The organism is Trichocoleus sp. ST-U1, assembly GCF_039961835.1.
In the GTDB taxonomy this organism is placed as follows: domain Bacteria; phylum Cyanobacteriota; class Cyanobacteriia; order Cyanobacteriales; family FACHB-T130; genus FACHB-T130.
Genome location: NZ_JAMPJZ010000023.1, coordinates 47,868 through 69,115 on the forward strand (window position 1 = coordinate 47,868; position 21,248 = coordinate 69,115).

Annotated in this window: 10 protein-coding genes; 5 read left to right on the forward strand and 5 right to left on the reverse strand. The window is 47.2% G+C overall.

Annotation, left to right across the window (positions count from 1 at the left end; genetic code table 11):
- Window positions 1–131 precede the first annotated feature (131 nt).
- Window positions 132–1,961, reverse strand: coding sequence for a protein kinase (locus NDA06_RS11100; RefSeq protein WP_190985313.1), 1,830 nt, complete (start codon window positions 1,959–1,961; stop codon window positions 132–134).
- A 65-nt stretch (window positions 1,962–2,026) separates the two neighbouring features.
- Window positions 2,027–2,572 carry a GIY-YIG nuclease family protein gene (locus NDA06_RS11105; protein ID WP_190426747.1) on the reverse strand — a complete coding sequence of 182 codons (546 nt, stop codon included), beginning with the start codon at window positions 2,570–2,572 and terminating at the stop codon, window positions 2,027–2,029.
- 427 nt (window positions 2,573–2,999) lie between these two features.
- Between NDA06_RS11105 and NDA06_RS11110 the strand changes: the two genes are divergently transcribed.
- The 3 genes from NDA06_RS11110 (at window position 3,000) to NDA06_RS11120 (ending at window position 9,176) form a co-directional block, all read left to right on the forward strand.
- A complete protein-coding gene (locus NDA06_RS11110) occupies window positions 3,000–4,652 on the forward strand; it encodes an ABC transporter substrate-binding protein (RefSeq protein WP_190985312.1) in 1,653 nt (550 codons plus the stop codon).
- 214 nt (window positions 4,653–4,866) lie between these two features.
- Entirely contained in the window at window positions 4,867–5,769 is a 903-nt protein-coding gene (locus NDA06_RS11115; RefSeq protein WP_190985311.1) for a VWA domain-containing protein, read from the forward strand.
- Between the two features lie 128 nt (window positions 5,770–5,897).
- Window positions 5,898–9,176 (forward strand): tubulin-like doman-containing protein, encoded by a 3,279-nt coding sequence (locus NDA06_RS11120; protein ID WP_190985310.1) that lies wholly within the window; start codon window positions 5,898–5,900, stop codon window positions 9,174–9,176.
- A gap of 26 nt (window positions 9,177–9,202) precedes the next feature.
- Here the strand turns inward: NDA06_RS11120 and NDA06_RS11125 are convergent, their stop codons facing one another.
- The 3 genes from NDA06_RS11125 to NDA06_RS11135 all read right to left on the reverse strand — a co-directional run bounded on the left by NDA06_RS11125 (window position 9,203) and on the right by NDA06_RS11135 (window position 14,166).
- A complete protein-coding gene (locus NDA06_RS11125) occupies window positions 9,203–12,709 on the reverse strand; it encodes a PAS domain S-box protein (protein ID WP_190985309.1) in 3,507 nt (1,168 codons plus the stop codon).
- Between the two features lie 406 nt (window positions 12,710–13,115).
- Entirely contained in the window at window positions 13,116–13,445 is a 330-nt protein-coding gene (locus NDA06_RS11130) for a hypothetical protein (protein ID WP_190985308.1), read from the reverse strand.
- A 220-nt stretch (window positions 13,446–13,665) separates the two neighbouring features.
- Window positions 13,666–14,166, reverse strand: coding sequence for a pentapeptide repeat-containing protein (locus NDA06_RS11135; RefSeq protein ID WP_190676796.1), 501 nt, complete (start codon window positions 14,164–14,166; stop codon window positions 13,666–13,668).
- A gap of 409 nt (window positions 14,167–14,575) precedes the next feature.
- Here NDA06_RS11135 and NDA06_RS11140 point away from each other — a divergent pair, with 409 nt between their 5' ends.
- Complete coding sequence (locus tag NDA06_RS11140; protein ID WP_190985307.1) at window positions 14,576–17,068, forward strand: GH116 family glycosyl hydrolase; 2,493 nt, start codon at window positions 14,576–14,578, stop codon at window positions 17,066–17,068.
- 690 nt (window positions 17,069–17,758) lie between these two features.
- On the forward strand, window positions 17,759–20,965 hold the full coding sequence (locus NDA06_RS11145) for a peptidase domain-containing ABC transporter (protein WP_242047399.1): 3,207 nt from the start codon (window positions 17,759–17,761) through the stop codon (window positions 20,963–20,965).
- Window positions 20,966–21,248: the final 283 nt, after the last annotated feature.

Here is a 21,248-nt window from a genome sequence, read left to right on the forward strand (position 1 = left end):
CAAAGTTCACTAAGATAGTAGACTGAAAAGCACGATTTAGAAGCCCATGTAGGTGAGGCTGAGGGACAAAACCTAACAAATGTTTGTAAACTACAACTATTAGCATTGTCCCAAAGCGGACGATAAAAATACTAACATTTCCTAGCAGCAGACACATTGTAATCGTGCATATCTGCTTCCCAAATACTGATGTAAATAACATCACAATCTTGCCGGACAATCATGCCTTTTAAAGAGCCTTGAGTAAAACGGTAAGAACTCAAGCGACGCTGTTGCACTTTTTGGAGTCCATCTTTAATGTAATTATCGGCTCCACCTTTTAATAATCCATCCAAAGTAGTCTCCATGACTTGAGGATCTACTGTTGGGTAAAAGGAGGCTTCAGTTTGGCGAAGACGACCGGAATTTCGATCGAATAAGTAGCCAAGATCGATCTGATTTGGCACTAAGTTATAGACGACAGCGCGGGTTCTCCAAGCGCCACTCACATCTATGTTTGGAGTGCCGAGGGATGCTTGTATAGTGCTTCTTGATGTACCGACGGGAAATGTAGGAACGCTCGAAACTGGACGATTTGGATTTGGGTTATTGTTTTCGGGTATGGGTGCAGGTTCTGGAGTTCGTGCGGGTTCGGGCGATCGCGCTGGTTCTGGTGTTGCAGATTGAACGGGCACGGGTTCTGTAGTACGCGCCCGTTCTGGTTCGGGTGAACGTTCCGATCTTGGACTAGGAGATTCAGCAATAACTGGCGGCGTCGCCTCGTCCTGTCTTGTGGGAGAATTTTCAGGTGATGGTTCAGGCGATGTCTCCAGGGGACGATTTCTTTCAGGGGTTCGTTCTGTGTCTCTGGTGGTTGGTTGTGATGTTGATGGGGAAGATGACGTGACGGAAGACGGTTGCCCAAAATTCTTGAAAAGTTGGGTAAGACCGACAATAGCGCCCACCAAAACAATTGCACCCACAATGCCGATTAGCAGAGGATTCCATCGCCGTCCTTGACCAACTACAGGCGCAGGGTTTTGAGGGGTATGCGGCGAATTGACAGGCGCAGGCGAAACGTTCCTGCCACCACCCGGAGACACTGCAACGGTTGCCATATTAGACACTCCAGCACCCCCAGCAGAAGCCACCGTTGGAGTTGCACCCGATTGTAAAGCATCGAGCATTTCTCTGGAAGTGGAATAGCGATCGCGCGGATGCGACTGAATCGCCTTATCCAAGACAGCAACAAAACCCGGACTAACATTCGCTGCGGACTGATGCCACAAAATCTCCCCCGTTCGCGGATCGGTTGGTAAATCTTGCGGTAGTTTCCCCGTGAGTAGATAAATCGCCGTCAGCGCCAAACTATATATGTCGCTGGCGAAGACGGGTTGCCCGACTCCCTGTTCCGGCGGCATAAATCCCGGCGTGCCAATTACAATCGAGGCGGGAGCATTCCCTGGATGCACCGCCGCACCCATACTTTCCTTAACGGCACCAAAATCAATCAATACCGGCTTCCCATCCCGTTGCCGGATAATAATATTGTCCGGTTTGATATCCCGGTGAATGATGCCCTTGCTGTGGATATAATCCAAGACGGGCAGCAGACTGACAAGTATCTCCTTAACTTGACTTTCAGGCACTAACCCCTGAGTTTGCACCTTTTTGGTCAGGGTTTGCCCTTCAATCAATTCCTGCACCAGGTGAAACTGCCCAGCTTCCGAAAAGTAGGCGTACAACTTGGGAATTTGATCGCTACCTTCACCCATCGCCTCTAAAATAGCCGCTTCCCGTTGGAATCGATCTTGCGCCATCTGGAACATCTGGGGATTGTTTGCCATTGGCTTGAGCTGTTTAATTACGCAGCGACGCCGTGACGGCATATGAGTATCTTCTGCCAGAAAGGTGTTACCAAATCCACCACTTCCCAGCGTCTGGATAATGCGATAGCGATTGTTCAACAGGTGTGGATTCATGGGATGTTAGGGCGGTCGGGGTTGCTTGGTGCAAGGATTGTAGAAGACTTGCGATTATGGCGTCCTTACTTTAGGTCTAGTAAGCCACTTTCTTTTAACTTTGGATTAAAGCGGAGTTCCTCTTGAACCCCACGAGTTTTGAGCTGTTGAAAAATTTCTTCTTCAACGCGCCTTGCTACATTTTTTAACAGCTTCCCTTGCCCGACTTCATCCATCGCTGGACTTGTCAATTTAGTTTGTTCCTCAGCGGTCATGGCTCGTTTTGCATCAATCGGATCGTTCCATGCAGCTTGTTCGGAACCATTACCGGGAGGGACGGCACCATTTTCTTCAATCCAGGCATTCCGAATGCTTTCTAGCAGGGTACGGTTCGGGCGATCGCTCGTGTGTGCTTTTAGCCAATAGCAGCGTTCGTGTTGACGTACCAAATGTTGCTTGAGACTGAGATTGATATCGCGGGAATAGTTGATCAGTTGCAACACTTTCTCTCGATCGAATATTGCGTATACGCCAATTTTTCCCTGAAATTTCTCTGGTAAATGTCCGGTTTCGTCGAGGTAAGGGATATATTCTAGGCTGGCAAGAGATGGAATATCGCTTTCAGAAGTCATCGGTATTTTTTGAGTTATTTATTTGACTTTTTGATAATCTCACAGAGGTGGCTCGAACAAATTCCGGAAAAAATATTGCTCTTGAATTTATCCCTAAATTTAGATTTAGGCTTAAACTCAGAGGTTCTTCCTTTAGGTGCCATCTTACTGCCAAAAAAGCGCTAAAAAATAATTAACCTTATCTCTACACTTCTGCGCTCACGCTTCACAAGCTTAGTGAAGGATAATGCACCTTCACTATCTTAAAGCGTCTGGAGCAGCGAACGTTGCCGCGCTAACAAGAATTAAATGATTAAGCTATAATAATCAATTTTTTTAATCTGAATGAATCCTTATGCCAATGGGGATGACACAGTTGCTCTATCCGGCAGAAGATTGGAATTATTAGAATAAATAGTAAGTATGGCTACCAGGGAGATTGGCAGAATTGAATACGCAAGGCAAATGGATCTGTGATGGTGTACCGAAAAACAACAATCAACAGTACCCAAGCAATGAAGCCCATCCACCCCAGGAAAATCACGGGCCAGACTGTATTGTTTGTGGCTTGCCTAGAGAGGCAATGAGTCCTCAGAAAAGCCAGAAAACGGTCATCTCTAAGCCGCCCGGTTCTAAGCCTTCACTTCTGCTGCCAATCCTGATTCTGCTGGGGATTCTGGCGGCTCTGGCGGGGGGATTTGGGTTGTATAAACTGACACAGGGGAATAAACAACCGGCAATCGTGGCGTCTCCTGAGACTCAATCTCCCACCGCTAGCGACAATGCACCCACGGAAACTGCCGATCCGCAAGCGATCGCAAGCGATACCGCTGATAATGCCGAGTTGATCAGTCAAGGCGAGAAAATCCTGTTAAAGGATGCAACAAATTCCCAAAAAACAGCCGCCGCAGTCGCGTTTGCCCAGAAAAATTGGGAGGAAGCGATCGCGCAATATCAACAAGCGGTTAGCGTCAACCCCAACGATCCCGAAAGCAAGATTTACCTGAATAACGCCAAAGCCAAAAAAGCCGGAAATCCGCTGACAATGGCAGTCGTGGTTCCCATCACCCCTAGTCCGGACACAGCGAAGGAAGTTCTGCGGGGTGTGGGACAAGCGCAAGACGAGTTTAACCAGTCTCCGGCGACACCCGGACGCTTATTAGAAGTCGTGATTGTCAACGATGTTGACCCGGTAAAAGCGGTTTCCTTGGCGCAAGACCTTACCAAGTCACCGAATATTTTAGGCGTTTTGGGACATGGGGTAGATAATGGCTCTCAGCAAGCGATCGCGATGTACGAACAAGCTGGGTTAACCGTCCTTTCTCCCATCAGTACCAGCATTACTTCCGGTTCTGGCGGTCAGTCCACCTTGCAAACCATCCCCCTCGCCAAAAAAGCCAATGAGTTGCTAGGTACTTATCTGCAAACCGTCGGCACCACCTTAGCAAAATATACCGCTGCAAAGTCCTCCGCGCCGTCTGTGGTGGTTTTTTACAACGCCGATAGTCCTTACAGTCAGCAATTAAAGCAGCAGTTCACTACTGCCTTATCTAAAGTAAACGGCAAAGTCGTGAAAGAAGTAGATGTTACGGGTGCCAATTTCAATGCTGCTACTGAAATTCAGAATGCAACTGGGGCGGGGGCGAAAATTGGTTTCTTGGCACTCAGTAAGAATAAAGTCGATCAAGCCGTTGCGATTGCGAAAGCGAATCCCACTGGGACGCAGGGGTTACAGTTAATTGGCGGAGATGAACTGTATAACCCAACAATTCTCACCTCTGGCGGCGACGCGATTAAAGGGATTGTGCTGGCAGTTCCCTGGAGTTCTCAACCGAACGATCCCTTCGCTAACCAAGCTGCCACGATTTGGAAAGGACGTGTCAGTTGGCGCACCGCTACCGCTTATGATGCGACGAAAGCTTTAACGTCTGCTTTTAGCCAAAATCCTTCTCGGTCAGGCGTATCTCAACTGCTGAATCAAGGAGTGCCCATTAGCGGCACTGCTACCGATTTTAATGTTCTCAATGAAGTTCCGCTTGTGCAAGCCGCGCCTGGTTCTAATGGCCCGCCGGGATCTAAGTATGAATTTAACCCGATTTAGAAGAGAACGAACCGCCTTAGCGAAGCCATGCGCGTTAGCGCTTTAGGCGCAGAGGACGCAGAGGGAAGGGAGGAGAGAGAGGAGAGAGGAGTTTTTGGGTTGATTGCAGTCCGGAGTTGGTAGTGAAAGGACTGTAGTTTATAGTTTGTTTTTGCTTGTCATGAGTCATTGATAATGACTCATGACTGATGACCAATTTACAACAGGGTTTTAAGTGAGTCGTTCTCGTCGCGGTTTGTGGTTGTATCCGTTATTCCAGATTCCGTTGATGTTGCTGGGAGCGTGTATCGTCGTGACGGCACTTGTCTGGCTGTTAGGATTAGGTAGACCGTCAGTAGCAGTTGCGATCGCTCTCGACCTCAGCAGCAGCACTTACAGTACGGAATTTAACGCCCCAGGTACAGTTATGTATCAGGAAGTCGCAGCGGTGCGGTCGTATTTGCAACAAAACGCCCAGCAGTTGAGAAACAAAAACCAGATACAGGTTTGGGGATTTGGGGGAGTCGTGCGATCGCTTACGGGTGATTTTAAAACAGACAGTCAGCAAGTGGACGCTGAATTAACTCAAGCTTTGGCAAATCCCGATTTACCTCAACTGGTAGCGAACAATACGACAGATATTAATTTAGCGATTCAAAAAGGTACGGAAGCACTTAGCACGATTCCACAAAAACGCTGTCGAGAATTACTGTTAGTTACCGATGGCGACGCTAATGTCTCACCAGCCATCATCACCGATGCCAGGAATCGCAAAGTTAGAATTAATACAGTTGTTATAGGGGAAGGATCTCCAGAATTGCGAGCCGCAGCTTTAGCAACTGGCGGGATTTACCTGTCTGGTCAACAAAATAATCTAGAAATGCTCTTCACAGATACATTTTTTACTCGTTTCAACAGTAACCTTAAATGGCTTATTCTGGGGCTAGGGGCGATATGGATTGCTCTAATGTGGACGTTAATTTTACCCCTGGATCGGTGGCTGCTTCAAGGTTTAATCGGTCTCGATCGTTCCCTCTCTGGTCAATTATCCTTAAGTAATGCCCTATTTTGGAGCGTTTTGACACCATTGATTGTTTGGCAGCTATTTAATTTATTGGATATCGTTGTTAGATGTTAGTTAAGATTTTTAAAACGCAAAGGTACGCCGAGGTTTACGCAAAGGTACGCGAAGAAGCTCTCCCTTTGCCTACCTCTGTGCTTCTTTACGTTAAAAATTCTAAAATATAGCTATTAGGAGAAAATATTATGGCAGTAGAAGAAAAAAGCATGGTTCCCACTGTATTAGTGGGTATCGGCGGCACTGGACATGAAGTATTGTCACGAGTGCGCCGCTTAGTAGAAGAAACTTATGGCAGTCTGCAAAATTTCCCCCTAATCAGCTTTTTAATTATTGATACAGATAGAGAGTACAAAGTCAATAATCCTGCCGCCGCCGGTTCTCCCTTCAAAGATAATGAAAAGTATTGGGCAAGTGTAGCTGGCAGTGAAGTTAAGAAAATTATGTCGGATATGGGAAACTATCCCTGGATAGAGAGTTGGTTTCCCACAGAATTAGAGCGGAATATTGGGGCAATTGAAGTTGGTGCCGGACAAATTCGCAGTTATGGGCGATTCGCTTTTTATTGCAATTACCACAAACTTCAAAGACGGTTTAATGAAGCCGCCGATGCCGTCAAAGGACACGAAACCTTTATGCGCGATCGCTATGGCATTAAGGTAGATACAACAAGTTTAAATGTCTTTGTGACAGGTTCTCTATCCGGTGGTACGGGTAGCGGAATGCTGATTGATATCGGCTATTGCGTTCGCCATTGGTTGCGGGGACAAGCGAGTCCAATGATAACGGCAATTGTGCCGATGCCTACAGCTTTCGCCAGTATTAATGTAGGCGATCGCGTTCTCGCTAACGGTTACGCTGCTTTGATGGAATTGAGCTATTTTTCTGATTATAGAACAGAATATATTGCCCAATTTAGCAGTGGTTTAGTGGATGAAATTCGCAGTAAATCTGCGCCTTTTGATTTTACTTATCTGGTTGGAACAAAAAACGGGGAAAGTGAATTTACTCTCGACCAAATTCGAGAGATGATTTGCCAAAATATCTTTCTTGATTTAACCTCTGATTTTGCGCCGTATAAACGTTCGATTCGAGATAATATTAAAGGAGCTTGGGCGCAAGCAGATCCTGGTGGACGCGGATATCCTAAGAATTTTATGAGTTTTGGGTTGTCTACGGTAGAAATTCCGATAGCTCAAATTCGCACTTCTTTATCAGATAGACTTGCTGCTGATTTTATTTGCTGGTGGCTGAATGAATCGGTACAGTTGCCGCCGAATGTGTTAGAGATGGTGCAAAGTGACCTGAAACGGATGCGCCTTACAGAAGGGGAACTGATTGCAGATTTAGCTGCGGCTGGTGACAGGTCATATATAACCGAAATCTCCGCTTGGGTAAACTCTATCCGCAATGAAATTGCTACGGATAATAAGTTGCAATGTACCCAGCAAGGCGTAAACATTGTTGGTGCCGAAAAGGGCAAAATTCTCCAGTTTTTAGACTATCTCCAGCCAAAAGTTGAAGAATATAAAGCCAATCATTTGCGGAAATTAAGTCCGGACGAGCGATTGCACGGTGACTTCTTGCAAAAGATGTACGATAACCGCAACCGCATCGTACAACAAGGACGAAAAGCGTTAGACGAAGAGTTTTATCGGATTATTGAGGATCGCACGAGAGGGCCAAAATTTGCCGATGCTTTCGTGACGGCGGTGCGCCAAATTTTTGAAAATGCCGCCGAAAAGTTCCGCCGGGAATCAGAAAAAGTTTGGCAACCCAAGGAAACCGAACGACAGAGAGATTACGAAAAGGCGCTGCAAGATATTACTGAGTTTAAGAATAAGTTTGCCCTTACCAAGCACGCAGATATGGAAAAATCCTGCGAGTTAGCGCTAACGGGTTTAGAAGGTAGCTTGGTGGCGACAATTCAAACTCAAGCGAGATATCTAGGTTTAGAAGTCATTACCAGAATGCTAGAACATCTGGATGAATTAAACCGCCGTTTGGCACGCTTAAATCAAAAATTGAAGCAAACCCGCGATAATTTCCAGCAAAAAGCGGATCGACAAGCGGATAGCGCTGATGCTTTGATTGTGAATGGGATTAAGCTTTATAACCGCGAAGAACTCAATGAATTATATCGAGATTTAATTGAGCAACAAGCGGGTGCTAGCGAAGGTTCTAAGAGTCGCTACGAGTTGGGAATTGATGGGATTTGTAGCAATTTGTCAGTACAGGTTCTCGCAGAAGCAAGTCCGCTGTGGAAGCGTAACCGTGCGGCGGGTGAGTTGATGCGACTATTTGATGTGCCGAATTTAGCGGATGTGCAGGAGAATGATTTTAAAGAAATTATTGGCGAGCGCGCTAAATTAGTCGTGATCAGTGCGCCGGAAAGTAGCCGATTGAAGCGGGAATTGGCAGCTGGCGATCGCTTATTCAAAGTCTTCAACAACGACGAAGCCGAAATCCGCAACCGCATCGGCACTGCTTACAGCAAATCGAAGCCGCTGATTTTACTCTCTGACGCCGTTCTCAAACGTCAAGATGCAGGCTTTACCCCCGCCCTCAATGCCAAAGTCGCCCTGGTTGGCGGACGCAACAGCAGCGATCCAGCGGCAATTAAGCTCATCCCGATTCTGCGGGAGAGAGTTGGCAGTAACGAAGGGATTACACCGCTGGGAGAAGCTGAACGTCACCGGATTGTCTTTGTACAAGAAATTGGTGGTTTCTCTCTGCGTTGCATTGAGGGAATGCCGGAGTTGCAGCAATCTTATCAAGATTGGAAAGGACAATCCATTCAGGCAAAACGGGCGCAACTTAAAGGCGAAAGCAAAGAACCTCCAATCCCCGTTCACATTCAAAAAGAACCGCCGTTTTGGGATATCTTTCCAGAAAATCCAGATATTTTCCGCCTCGTTGTACAAGCAAGGGCGTTACAAGTTTTGCGAATAGAAGAAAATCGCTTAACCAAAGAAAAGGTAATTCGTTATACCCGACAAACCGTAATTGGTTTGGAAAACGTTGATATCGCTTCTAGTTGGGAAGAAGCGGTGCAAGTGCTGCAAGTGTTGGCGTGTCGCCCGGATCAAGAAGAAATTCAGCGTCAGGTGACGGCAAAATTAACCCAAGCTGACACGGTGCAGAAAAAACAAGCGCTGTATCACCAACTTAAGACATATCTGGATCGGCGTGCCGTCGAACTAGAAAAAGAAGGCGCAACCGATAGCCTAAATTACAAGCGCGAAGCAAGAGTCATTCAGGAGATGATTGAAGTTTACAAGCTTTATTCACCGGGTACTCAACCTGTTGATTCTCCTGTTGCAACTCAGCCAATTGGAGTCGCGTCAAATCATTCTCCGGCTCTAGAGACTCGTACTCACGTTTTCTGTACTAACTGTGGAAATCAGAACCCAGCGAACTCAAAGTTCTGTTCTAAATGCGGCACTAAATTAGTGCAACTGAGCTAACATCAATTCTTTCGGGAAGGGTAGCTTCAGGAACTGATGCTGCTCATTAGGCTAGCGATCGCTACCGCTAATTCGTCTGGCTCGATTGGCTTGGTGAGGTGTCTCTGGAAGCCTGCTTTGAGTATTTGCTGATTGTCAGTTTCGCCAGCATAAGCGGTTAGGGCGATCGCGGGAATCTCTCCCCCTTGCTCTGCACTCTTGGCTCTGATTTGACGAATCAGCATATAGCCATCCATTTCAGGCATTCCAATATCGCTCAACAGCAAATCCGGCTGCATCTGAGCTAGCGCCTCCAGCGCCTCAGCCGCCGATGCCACAGCGCGTACCTGTGCGCCACACTCTTCGAGAATGAAGACGATTAACTCCCGCGTATCCACCTCATCATCGACAACCAGTAGCTTTACCCCTTCCAAATTTGGAGAATTATCAAGTAACGGATTGTCCTGACTCGTCTGAGGCGCAGTTGTCATTAGGGGTAGCGTCACAGTGAAGGTTGCCCCTTGCCCTTCTCCCGGACTTGCAGCTGTAACAGTACCCCCATGAAGTTCTACGAGGTGGTGGACAATTGCCAGTCCTAACCCCAATCCCCCGGATACCCGTGTCGTTTGGCTATCAGCTTGACGAAAGGAATCAAAGACGAAGGGCAAAAAGTCTGGGTGAATTCCCCTCCCCATGTCTCTTACTTGGATTTGGGCATAGGAATTTTGATTGAATTTTGATTCAATGAATTCAGAATTCTCTGGACTTGGGACTTGTGAAAGTTGAATTTTTACCTGTCCTCCTATCGGTGTAAATTTAACAGCGTTGGAGAGCAGATTCCAGACGACTTGCTGTAAGCGATTGGCATCCCCCAATACCTTACCCAGATTGGGAGCGATCGCTGAGTGAATTTGAATCGACTTCGCTTCAGCTGCTAGACGCACCGTTTCCATCGCCTCCTCAATCGTTGCCACCAAGTTAACCGGGGCGATATTTAAACTCAGTTTGCCTTGCAGAATCCGCGAAATATCTAGCAAATCCTCGATCAGCCGCGACTGTAATTCGGCATTGCGCTCAATCGTTTCTAGGGCGCGGGCGGTGGTTTTTTCATCAAACTTGCGGCTGCGGAGGAGTTTTGCCCAACCCAGGATTGGATTGAGAGGCGTTCTCACCTCATGGGAGAGGACAGCAAGAAATTCATCTTTCATCCGGTTGGCTGACTCCGCTTGAGCGCGTGCTGCCTGTTCCAGCTTGAAGAGGCGATCGCGTTCTTCTTCGGCTCGCTTGCGTTCACTCAGATCGAGGACGTAGCAGACACCCTGCTCTTGTAGAGATCCCTCAAACAAAGCAGTCCCCACCAGTACAAAGACGCGGCTGCCATCTTTACGGATCAATTCTTTTTCAAAGGGAACGCAAACTCCCTGTTCTCTGAGTTCGTTAACCGCCTGCTGAGTCCGCTCGACGTATTCTGGTGGAGTCATCAGATTCCAAGCAATTTCACCAGCTTGTAAATCCTCCCGCGTATAGCCGACGATTTGCAGGAAGGCATCGTTGGCTTCGGTAATTTTGCCGCTCAGATCGCCGAAAAAGATGCCAATGATATTTGAGTCAACGATGCGCCGCAGTCGCATTTCGCTTTCTTGCAGTGCGATTTCTATTTGTTTGCGATCGCTAATATCGGTGACAGTCCCAACGTAACCGATCGTCTCACCGTTTTCTCCAATTTCAGGAGCCGCTTGACCTAATACCCAAGTCACCGAACCATCAGAATGCTGATATCGATACTCTGATTGGAACAGCCGATTTCCCTGCGCGGCTTGATACCATTCAAAGATGCGTTGGCGATCCTCCGGATGAAGGGCAGTTTCCCAACCTTCTCCCAATGCGGCTTCTGGAGTGATTCCGGTCAGTTCGCACCAGCGTTCGTTGGTATACAAACACTTCCCCCGACTGTCTGTATGAAAGATTCCCACCCGTGAAACTCTCGCTAAGGTAGAATACCGCTCCTGACTCTGGCGCAGAGCTGCTTCTGCTTGCTTGCGTTTGCTAATGTCTTGGAACATCACGACACAGACCGAGGAATGACCGTGCATCGGTGCCAGGGTATCCGCAAAGACAATCAGGGAACGGATTCCTCCTGGCGTGTGCCAGTTCATCTCAAACCCGTTGAGCCGTTCGCCGCGTGCTACTCGTACTCCTGGCATTTGCTCGTTGGGAATCTGCGCTCCCGTCGCATCCGTGCAATAGTAAACGGTGTGGTACTCTTCGGCTGGTTTATCTTTGGGAAATTCGCCTCCTGCCAACTCGTCAGCGGCTCGGTTGGAAAACAGGACTCGACCCGTTCCTGGCTCAACAAACAGCAAAGGAGATGGCATCAGATTCAGCACGTCTTCTAACCATTGCTGCTGATTCTGGAGTGCTTGCGATCTCAGTTGCAGCGCTTCCTCTGCTCGCTTGCGATCGCTTAAGTCTATCAAGAAGGCCATCCCTTCTTGTTGCTGGTCGTAAGGTTCCTGTAACAGGGCACCACCAATAAGAATGGGAACCCGGCTCCCGTCTTTACGGATATATTCTTTTTCAAATGGGGTACAGACACCATTTTTCTTGAGTTCTTCGGCTGCCTGTGCATCTAAATGCAGATATTCCGGCGGTGTTATCTGTTCCCAGGAAAGCCGACCCGAAACCAAATCCTCCCGCTCATATCCGACTAATTTCAGGAAAGCGTCGTTGGCGTAGTTGATTTTTCCGGTAAAGTTGGCGAAGGTGACACCAAAAATATTCGCCTCAACCAGTCGTCGGAAGCGCCTCTCGCTCTCTTGGAGTGCCTTCTCGGTTTGTTTGCGCTTGGTAATGTCGGTCAGCATTGTCAGCACCCCGATAAACTCACCTTGCCGATTGAGAATCGGGTTTGTGGAGAGGATTGCCCAAAGGTCTTCGCCATTTTTACGGCGAAGCCGAAAGTCAAATTGCTCTCGAATTCCCTGTTTACTTCGCTCAATGTGTTGCTCTGCCTCGATGCGTTCCTCTCGATTGATGAAGTCAAAAACAAAGCGATCGCCCATCTCTTGGACGCTGTAACCCAACATCTCAGCTAACCGCTGATTCGCGTAATCTGTCCGCAAGTTTGGGGTAATCAACCAGATGCCTTCGTGAGCTGTATCAATCAGGCGACGGTAGCTTACTTCTAGTTTTGATAAGCTTGCCTCACTTCGTTGCTTCGCAGCCAGTAATTCTGCATTTAACGAACTAATCAGCAGTGCGACTAAGCTAAATATGACTAGCTGGAGAACGTCCGTCTCACGGCTGATTGCTAGCTGATAGATCGGAGGTACGAAGAAATAGTTGTTAGCTAAAACAGCCACTATCGTAGCCACTATCCCTGGCCCCAGTCCGCCATACCAGGCACTGAACGTCACGGCGGCAAAAAACAACGGTGAAATGGATGTTTTAGTCGGCGGCAATAGCAGCAGCAGCAGCAGCGTTAAGGTGACTGACAAAGCCGCGATACCATAACGTTGCAGTTGAGAGCGCGTGACTTTTAACACTTTTAACATAGGACTGTTAGCTGAGTCCTCAGACTAACTTGATAAAACTGTTTTCACTTTATGACCTTATGATAGATAAATATTTTTGTCTATTTACCTTCTGGATTATTTTTAGCTATTTTAAAAATTCTATTTTTTATTTTTGGAGTCCTTTTAAATAAACGCTGCACAAGCTTGAAACAATTGCCTTGTAAGATGCTAAGAATTCAGATACCCGACTTCTTGAAGAAGTCGGGTATCTCGCTTTGACGACTTATGGAGAAGCGCTCATTGTCAACTTACTAGCCCTGGAAATTGGAAATCGCGGCTAAACAAAATAAGTCCGCGCCAAGCGGACTAACGAAAAATCATAAATTTTAAACCAGAGAAGGCAGGTTTTGTGTGTATAGCTGCGGTTTCAACCACCTAGCCTATCTTAATTTAACTGCGCCTTTCTATAAATGGCACAAAGACGAGACGGTTTAAATATTTTTGCTTTGAACATAAAGTTCGGCGGCACGTTGATGATAATATGATCGTCAGATTCTTTATATGTTTCAAATTCTGCTGGCATTCCTTTGGGAGTTGCAGTGCTGTAAGGAACAGGTTGAAAAAGTAATTCTGTAAACTCAACTGCTTCCCAGTTTGTCTGTTCGTTAATTTGGGTGAGAAAAGCTTCACCTGTTAATAAACTGAACAGAGCTTCTTTCGCTTCTGGCGCAAGCGCAAAACTACTGTCAAAATTCTCGACGATTTTAAGACCCATTTTACAAATACACTCTAATTAATCAACAACGGTCAACGCACAGCTATTGGAAAGCAAAGTAGGTAGACCTAAGATATTTTACATATACATGGAGAGTAGATGGAACGCGATCGCGCGTTGATTCAGTCAAGGGATGCCTTAGACAAACGCCGCGCCCTCTTTGCGTTGGGCGATATTCTGCTTTGGTTCTGGACATCCCTTAAGATGTTCCCAATCCTTTTCACTCATGGATACTGCCATCGGGCATAATTGCCTGAGTCAGAATGGCTCCGCTCAAGTCAACTTCCAACAAATCGGCTCCTCTGAGATTGGTTCGACTCAAATTAGCTCCATATAGATTCACTCCATTCAAGTTAGCTCCTCCTAAAAAAGCTTCACTTAAATTTGCATAACTAAGGTTCGTCCCACTGAGGTCTGCTTTCCATAAGTTCGCGCCAGTTAAATTGGCTTTACTGAGATCCGAGCGTCTTAAGTCGATTGCAGCCAAATCAGCTTGACTTAGGTTAGCGCCAACTAGGACAATTCCGCTTAGACAAGCAGTTCTTAAATTGGCTCCCATCAAGTTAAATGTAGAAATACATAGCTTGCCTGCCTGCATTGTTACCTTACTAAAGGTTCTTTGTCCGGTTGCGTATCGTTTGAGAAGTTCGTCAGCTTTTTTTTGAACTAACTCTGGCTGTGGATTCGCTGATGAATCAGTTTTCTGAGAGATAACTTCCATGTAATACTCTTGTGTTCAGATTGAATATTTTTTTATCATCCCCCTTTGGACATAAAAATAAGCATCGGAAATGATAAAGAATCTATAAAAGTTTAGTGAAGTTTGTCATTTTTTTAGAGGTAAAAAAATAATTAAAAATTTAAGATTGTAGTGCAATTTCTTAATATTTAGTCATACAGATGGTTATAAAGAGATGCCTGTAAAATATAGATTAAGTTACGTATTTTTCAGGAGAAATCAACAAGAAAAGTTTTCACAATTAAGTAATACTACGTAATGTGTAATGCTAATATATTTTGTTTTTTGTTTGCAGTATATAGACTTCTTAACTCCCCAATTTATCGGGAAGCTAGAAAAGAACTGACAAAATTTGGGTAATCGTAGGAACGAAAGACCGTAAAATCAAGGCATGATCTATCAACGCCCTCGCCCCGAAATCCCCGATTGCACTTGGAGTCGTCCCATTGGTCTCGGCTGGGACAAACCCCACACGGTTCGCTACCCTAGTAATCTCGACGATGGCCCTTGGCACGGGATGCCCTTGGGTGGCTTTGGAGCCGGATGCATCGGTCGTTCTTCGCGTGGCGACTTTAACTTGTGGCATTTGGATGGCGGAGAACACGTCTTCCGAAGCCTGCCTGCTTGTCAGTTCAGCGTCTTCGAGCAGCCAGAAGACTCCCCCGCGCAAGCTTATGCGCTTTGTACAGAACCGCCTGATGATGGGACTTTATCCCGGTGGTTGTGGTATCCAAAGGAAGGGAGGAGTCGTGAGTCGGGAGCCGGGAGTCCGGAGTCGGTCGGAAATTCTTCGGGAACCTATCATGCGCTGTATCCCCGCAGCTGGTTTGTCTATGAAGGGGTGTTTCAGTCTCAGTTGACGTGCGAGCAATTCTCCCCCATTTGGGCGGGTAACTATCAAGAAAGCTCTTACCCAACAGCAATCTTTCACTGGACTGCCCACAATCCCACGGATAAGCCGATTACGATTAGCATCATGCTGACGTGGCAGAATGTCGTGGGTTGGTTTACGAATGCGATTCAATCTCCAGAAGTGCGGGTGCGGGATGATGGCAGTCCGGTTTACGAGTACCAGCCGCGCTGGGGGGATAGTACCGGAAATTTAAATCAGTGGATTGTGGACTTCCACCGAGTGGGATGTCTGCTAGATCGGGTGAGACTGCACGATGAAATCGGAGAGGGGGAAGGACAGTGGGCGATCGCAACTGTCACGAATCCTAGTTTAGAAGTCTTCTATCACGGTCGTTGGAACCCGATCGGGGATGGCTCAGATATTTGGGATTTATTCGCTTGTAATGGCTCGTTGCCAGATCGAGAAGATGAAACTCCGGCAGCACCGGGAGAACAAATCGGTTGCGCGATCGCTGTCCGGTTTACTTTGAAACCTGGGAGAACTCGCCAAATTCCCTTCATCGTCTGCTGGGATTTTCCAGTAATGGACTTTTCGCAGAGTACCCAGCAACCAAATCTGGGTACTCAATACTACCGCCGCTACACTGATTTCTTTGGTCGCAATGGCAAAAATGCTTGGTCGATGGTTCGCACCGCTCTCAAGCAAGATGATATGTGGAAGGATGCGATTCGGGAGTGGCAACAGCCGATTTTGCAGCGTCAAGATTTGCCCAATTGGTTTAAAATGGCGCTGTTTAATGAGCTGTACTTACTTTGCGACGGCGGCACCCTCTGGACGGCGGCTTCGGAAGATGACCCCGTGGGGCAATTTGGCGTCCTAGAGTGCTTGGATTATCGCTGGTACGAAAGCTTAGATGTGCGACTTTACGGCTCATTTGCTTTGATGATGCTCTGGCCTAAACTGGACAAAGCGGTGCTAGAAGCTTATGCACGGGCGATTTCCACCCACGACGAGACGCCCCGAATTATCGGCTATAACCAAGCCTCAGCCATTCGCAAAGCCGCCGATGCGACGCCCCACGATTTGGGTGCCCCCAACGAGCATCCGTGGGAGAAAACGAACTACACCAGCTATCAAGATTGCAACCTGTGGAAAGATTTACCTTGTGACTTTGTGTTGCAGGTTTATCGAGATTTTGTCTTAACGGGTTCCACAGATATCGAATTTTTGCGCGAGTGTTGGGTGCCGATTGTGAAGACGCTTGCTTATGTCAAGCAATTTGATATCGATGGGGATGGAATTCCCGAAAATTCGGGTGCGCCCGATCAAACATTTGATGATTGGAAATTGCAAGGGGTTAGCGCCTACTGCGGCGGCTTGTGGATTGCGGCACTAGAGGCAGCGATCGCGATTGGTGAAATATTACACAAGTCTGAGTTTAATTCCGAAGAAAATTCCCCGGATTACCAATTATCAATTACCGAATATCAAACCTGGCTAAAACAATCCCGGCAGGTGTATCAAGAAAAACTCTGGAACGGTCAATACTACCGACTCGATAGCGAAAGCGGCTCTGATATCGTGATGGCAGATCAGCTATGCGGTCAGTTCTACACTCGTTTATTAAAATTACCCGATCTCGTGCCGCTTGAGTGTGCCGAATCTGCCTTAAAAACTGTCTATAATTCTTGTTTTTTGAATTTCAATCGGCACCTCCCGTCCTCCCAGCCTGAAACCTTTATCGGTGCCGTTAATGGCGTCAAACCCGACGGTACACCAGCAAACCCCGACGCGACTCATCCCCTGGAAGTTTGGACTGGTATTAACTTTGGGCTAGCAGCATTCATGATCCAGATGGGAATGAAAGAGGAAGCCTTCCAAATGACGGAAGCTGTGGTGCAGCAAATTTATGACAATGGGTTGCAATTCCGAACCCCGGAAGCGATTACTGCCGCCGGTACTTTCCGCGCCAGTCATTACCTGCGAGCAATGGCAATTTGGGCAATCTACGGCATGATAACGCACTTTTAACGGCAGTATCCCAATACTTTTCGTTATCCCATTTTTCCTTAACGATGCTACACATTTGATTCCCCCCAACTTTACCCTCAATGGGGGGGCAAAGAGAAGCTTACGGTAATGTTAAATGGGATCGTTTTCCCCGATTAGCCAACAGCATCCTCTAAGGCGAAAGTGAAATTATCCCCCTTCCCTGGTAGGGGGATTGGGGGTTAAGTTTGTCTGATTCAAGAAGGATTGAGCAGCATCCCCGTTTGTGAAATATATCAGATTGATAGAATTTGCTGCTACACTAACGAATTTAAATATCAATTGCGAAAGACAGTGCGGAATTTACGGAATTAAGAATATTTATTGTGAAGTTACGATAAACAACTCGGACGATTTCATAAAGCTTCCATCATTTTTTTGTAAAGATTCTGTAAAGTTGTATGGAAGCTATGAGATTCGTTAGCGCCTCGGTTGACAAATCCTCAGTAAATTCACTAAGACATATACATTGTTAACGGCGAAACAGCCTTAACTTCCCTTTAATGCTTTTTTACAAAAACCTAAAGTTAAAAACTTTAGGCTGTTTATAGTTTTCGGGAAATTTATCGAAAAGATGCTTTCTGGCTAAGGATTCTAGCGGTTACTACTGCGATACCTACCGGAAACGCATATTGAGCCAATCACAAACCTTGAAAGCTAAGAGGCTCACTGATGAATCGGATGCTGGTACAGGGTCATCCTCCGCTTCAGGACATACAAAACGCTTACTCTAGCCTTCCCGATATCCTCAATCTCTTGAGGCTGTCCCAATCAGATACGAGCTTTGCTTCCGACTTCGAGGGAGCATTTGAACTTTGCGATTTTCAACTGGGCGATCGCCTTGTCAACTATAGTGCCGCCACTGCCTCAGGAAATTCAGTTCGTGATGAACAAAATCAGGGGGATTTTTACCTAGTTTGTGAAGGCCGGGTGCGGCTACTAGCCTTAGACGCAGCACAGGGTAAGGAAGTTCCCGCTCTGGTGGTGGAATCGGGAGAAAGTTTTGGGGCAGAAAAGGTATTTAGCAATCATTGCGAGCTGACGAGCGCGATCGCTGCCAGTGCCGGAATTGTGGCTCGGATTTCAATTGCAGACCTTCAGCCTTGGTTAGAGCGGCTCCCGAATCTGCAAGACTACCTGCAACAGCAGGCAATTTGGCGGCAATGTCTGATTTTCTTCAAAACCTCTACAGACTGGCGGCGCTTGAGCAGCCATACGCTACGACAACTGTTGCCCTACCTAGTAGAAACGCGGATCGAAGCGGGAGCATCTTTGATTGAATCCACACCCTCCGAGGCGGGTCGCTTTTGGTTATGCAGAGGTCAAATTGAAAGCCGACAAGACGCAGATATACCCCCCGCTATCGGACAAAGTTGGGGGTATCCTCATCCCACACCGAGCAGTTGGATTGCCCAGACCGATTTAGTCGTTTATCAGTTGCCTGAGCAACACTTTGAGGCAGCACGAGCAATTGCGCCAATAGCAGCAACTTTCTCAGAGCAGTCAGAAGCAGTTGCCGAGCGATCGCTTGAAAACGGGCACCGTGAATCTACGGAGAAAGGGAAATTGCGGCATCAGCCAAAGAACCTGTCTCCACCAGCGTCTTGGAATGGCAATCGACCGCCACAAATTCAGTCGCCACAAATTCAGTCAGAGGTGCAGGCAAATATCCAGCCCCCTGAATCGCCTCCGATTGCTTTTCCCAAACCCGTCAAGCGTCCGGGTCGATGGTTTTGGCAACGCTATCCCTTAATTGAGCAGCAAAGCTCTTCTGACTGCGGTGCCGCCTGCTTGGCAATGATAGGGCAATATTGGGGGAAACGATTTAGCATCACTTCCTTACGGAATCTTGCTGGCGTGGGGCGTGCCGGTGCCTCCCTGAAGAACTTAGGCGCAGCGGCAGAAAAGGTCGGATTTCACGCCCAACCCGTGCGGGCAAGTTTAAATCGCCTAGTCGAGGGGAAAAACCCCTGGATTGCTCACTGGCAGGGCGATCACTATGTGGTGGTTTACCTAGTCAAGGGCGATCGCATCTTGATTGCCGATCCTGCTGTTGGTAGGCGATCGCTTTCCCAGGCGGAATTTCTGGCGAGTTGGACGGGATACGCCCTGCTGCTCGATCCGACGCCAGCATTGCATGCCACCCCAACGGAAAAAAATTCTCTCAATCGCTTTTGGGGTTTGCTTTGGCCTTACCGTTCCCTGATCGGACAAATTATTCTAGCGTCTCTGCTGATCCAGATTTTTGGTCTGATTACCCCCCTGTTTACCCAGATTATTCTCGACCGGGTGGTTGTTCACAAAAGCGCGATCGCCCTGCATGTCTTCAGCCTTGGTCTGCTACTATTTGGCGTTTGGCGCGTCTGCGTCACGGGAATTCGACAATACCTGCTGGATTATTTTGGCAACCGATTAGACCTCACCCTGATCGGCGGCTTTATCAGCCACACCTTGACCTTACCCCTTGCCTTTTTTGAATCGCGCCATGTCGGGGACATTATCACGCGCGTTCAGGAAAACCAGAAAATCCAGATGTTTCTAACTCGCCAAGCGGTTACAGCTTGGTTAGACGCCTCAATGGCAATCGTCTATTTGGGGCTAATGGCTTATTACAACTGGCGTCTCACCTTAGTAGTGGTGGCGCTAATTCCCCCGATTGTTATTTTGACCGTCGTGGCGAGTCCATTTCTCAGAGGGGTGTCGCGGAAAATCTTTAACGAGGAAGCGGGACAAAATTCCTCACTCGTGGAAATGATGACCGGCATCGCCACGGTGAAAGCGGCAGCAGCAGAACGACAGTTGCGCTGGCGTTGGGAAGACCGCTTAACCAGCACCCTAAATGCTCAATTTCAGGGTCAAAAACTGGCAAACGGCTTGCAAGTTACCGGCGGCTTAATTAATACCTTGGGTACTACAGCATTGCTTTGGTACGGGGCGACGCTGGTGATTCAGGATCGGCTCACGATCGGTCAGTTTGTGGCGTTCAATATGATGATTGGCAGTGTCATCAATCCGGTGCTGCAACTGGTGAACCTTTGGGATGAACTGCAAGAAGTCATGGTATCTGTGGAACGGCTGAATGATGTCTTTTCAGCGCAACCTGAAGAAAGTCCTCAAAAACCTTTGCTGGTGTTGCCTCAGTTGCGCGGCGAGGTGAAATTGGAGAATGTTACCTTCCGCTACTCTCCAGATCAAGAGCGCAATACGCTTCAGAATCTATCTTTTGAAGTGACATCTGGGCAAACGGTGGCAATTGTAGGGCGCAGCGGTTCTGGAAAGAGTACGTTGGTCAATTTGCTCCAGGGTTTATATCAGCCAACCAGCGGTCGAATTTGTGTCGATGGTCACGATACCCGCCATGTTTCTCCCTCCTCCTTGCGGAGTCAGTTGGGGGTGGTACCGCAGGAGTGTTTTTTGTTTTCCGGAACCATTTTAGAAAACATTACGCTCTACTCGGATGACTTTACCTTAGAGCAAGTTGTTGAAGTGGCAAAACTTGCAGAAGCTCATGCTTTTATTCAAGATATGCCGTTGGGATATCACACAAAAGTGGGAGAACGAGGTGCAAATTTCTCTGGCGGACAGAGACAACGAATTGCGATCGCTCGAGCGCTTTTGGGAAATCCTCAAATTATGATTTTAGATGAAGCTACCAGCTCTCTAGATACTGACTCCGAGCGGCGATTCCAGCAAAATTTAGCTCGAATTAGCCGAAATCGCACAATTTTTATCATTGCCCACCGACTCTCAACGGTCCGACACGCTGACTGCATCCTGGTCTTAGATCGAGGCATTCTAATTGAGCGCGGTACTCATGATGAACTGATTTCGCTTCAAGGTCTTTATTACCATCTAGCGCAGCAACAACTGGATCTTTAACTCCAAATGTTCTAAACCGAGCCAACTTGTATGAATTATTACAGTTTTACTTGAAATTGGTTTCATCCGTTGGCAGGAATGTGGAGCAAATTACAACCGTTACGATGTTAAAGATTCTTGTTCTGCCAAATTCCTCTTCCACGACCATTTGTTCAGTAGCATTGCAATCATCAATTCCAGTCCTCGGTGAATTAGCAGCTAATTCAGAAAATTTGGCAAAAAATATGCCAATTTGGCAGACTTTCCAAGCAGCAGAAATTAGGATAAAAAGGGAGTTCCTGTG

What these genes read in the sequence shown, in the direction of transcription:
- NDA06_RS11130 (WP_190985308.1), bottom strand. Translation starts at nt 13,445, where the DNA reads ATGGGTCTTAAAATCGTCGAGAATTTTGACAGTAGTTTTGCGCTTGCG.
- NDA06_RS11120 (WP_190985310.1), top strand. Translation starts at nt 5,898, where the DNA reads ATGGCAGTAGAAGAAAAAAGCATGGTTCCCACTGTATTAGTGGGTATC.
- NDA06_RS11135 (WP_190676796.1), bottom strand. Translation starts at nt 14,166, where the DNA reads ATGGAAGTTATCTCTCAGAAAACTGATTCATCAGCGAATCCACAGCCA.
- NDA06_RS11140 (WP_190985307.1), top strand. Translation starts at nt 14,576, where the DNA reads ATGATCTATCAACGCCCTCGCCCCGAAATCCCCGATTGCACTTGGAGT.
- NDA06_RS11105 (WP_190426747.1), bottom strand. Translation starts at nt 2,572, where the DNA reads ATGACTTCTGAAAGCGATATTCCATCTCTTGCCAGCCTAGAATATATC.
- NDA06_RS11145 (WP_242047399.1), top strand. Translation starts at nt 17,759, where the DNA reads ATGAATCGGATGCTGGTACAGGGTCATCCTCCGCTTCAGGACATACAA.
- NDA06_RS11125 (WP_190985309.1), bottom strand. Translation starts at nt 12,709, where the DNA reads ATGTTAAAAGTGTTAAAAGTCACGCGCTCTCAACTGCAACGTTATGGT.
- NDA06_RS11100 (WP_190985313.1), bottom strand. Translation starts at nt 1,961, where the DNA reads ATGAATCCACACCTGTTGAACAATCGCTATCGCATTATCCAGACGCTG.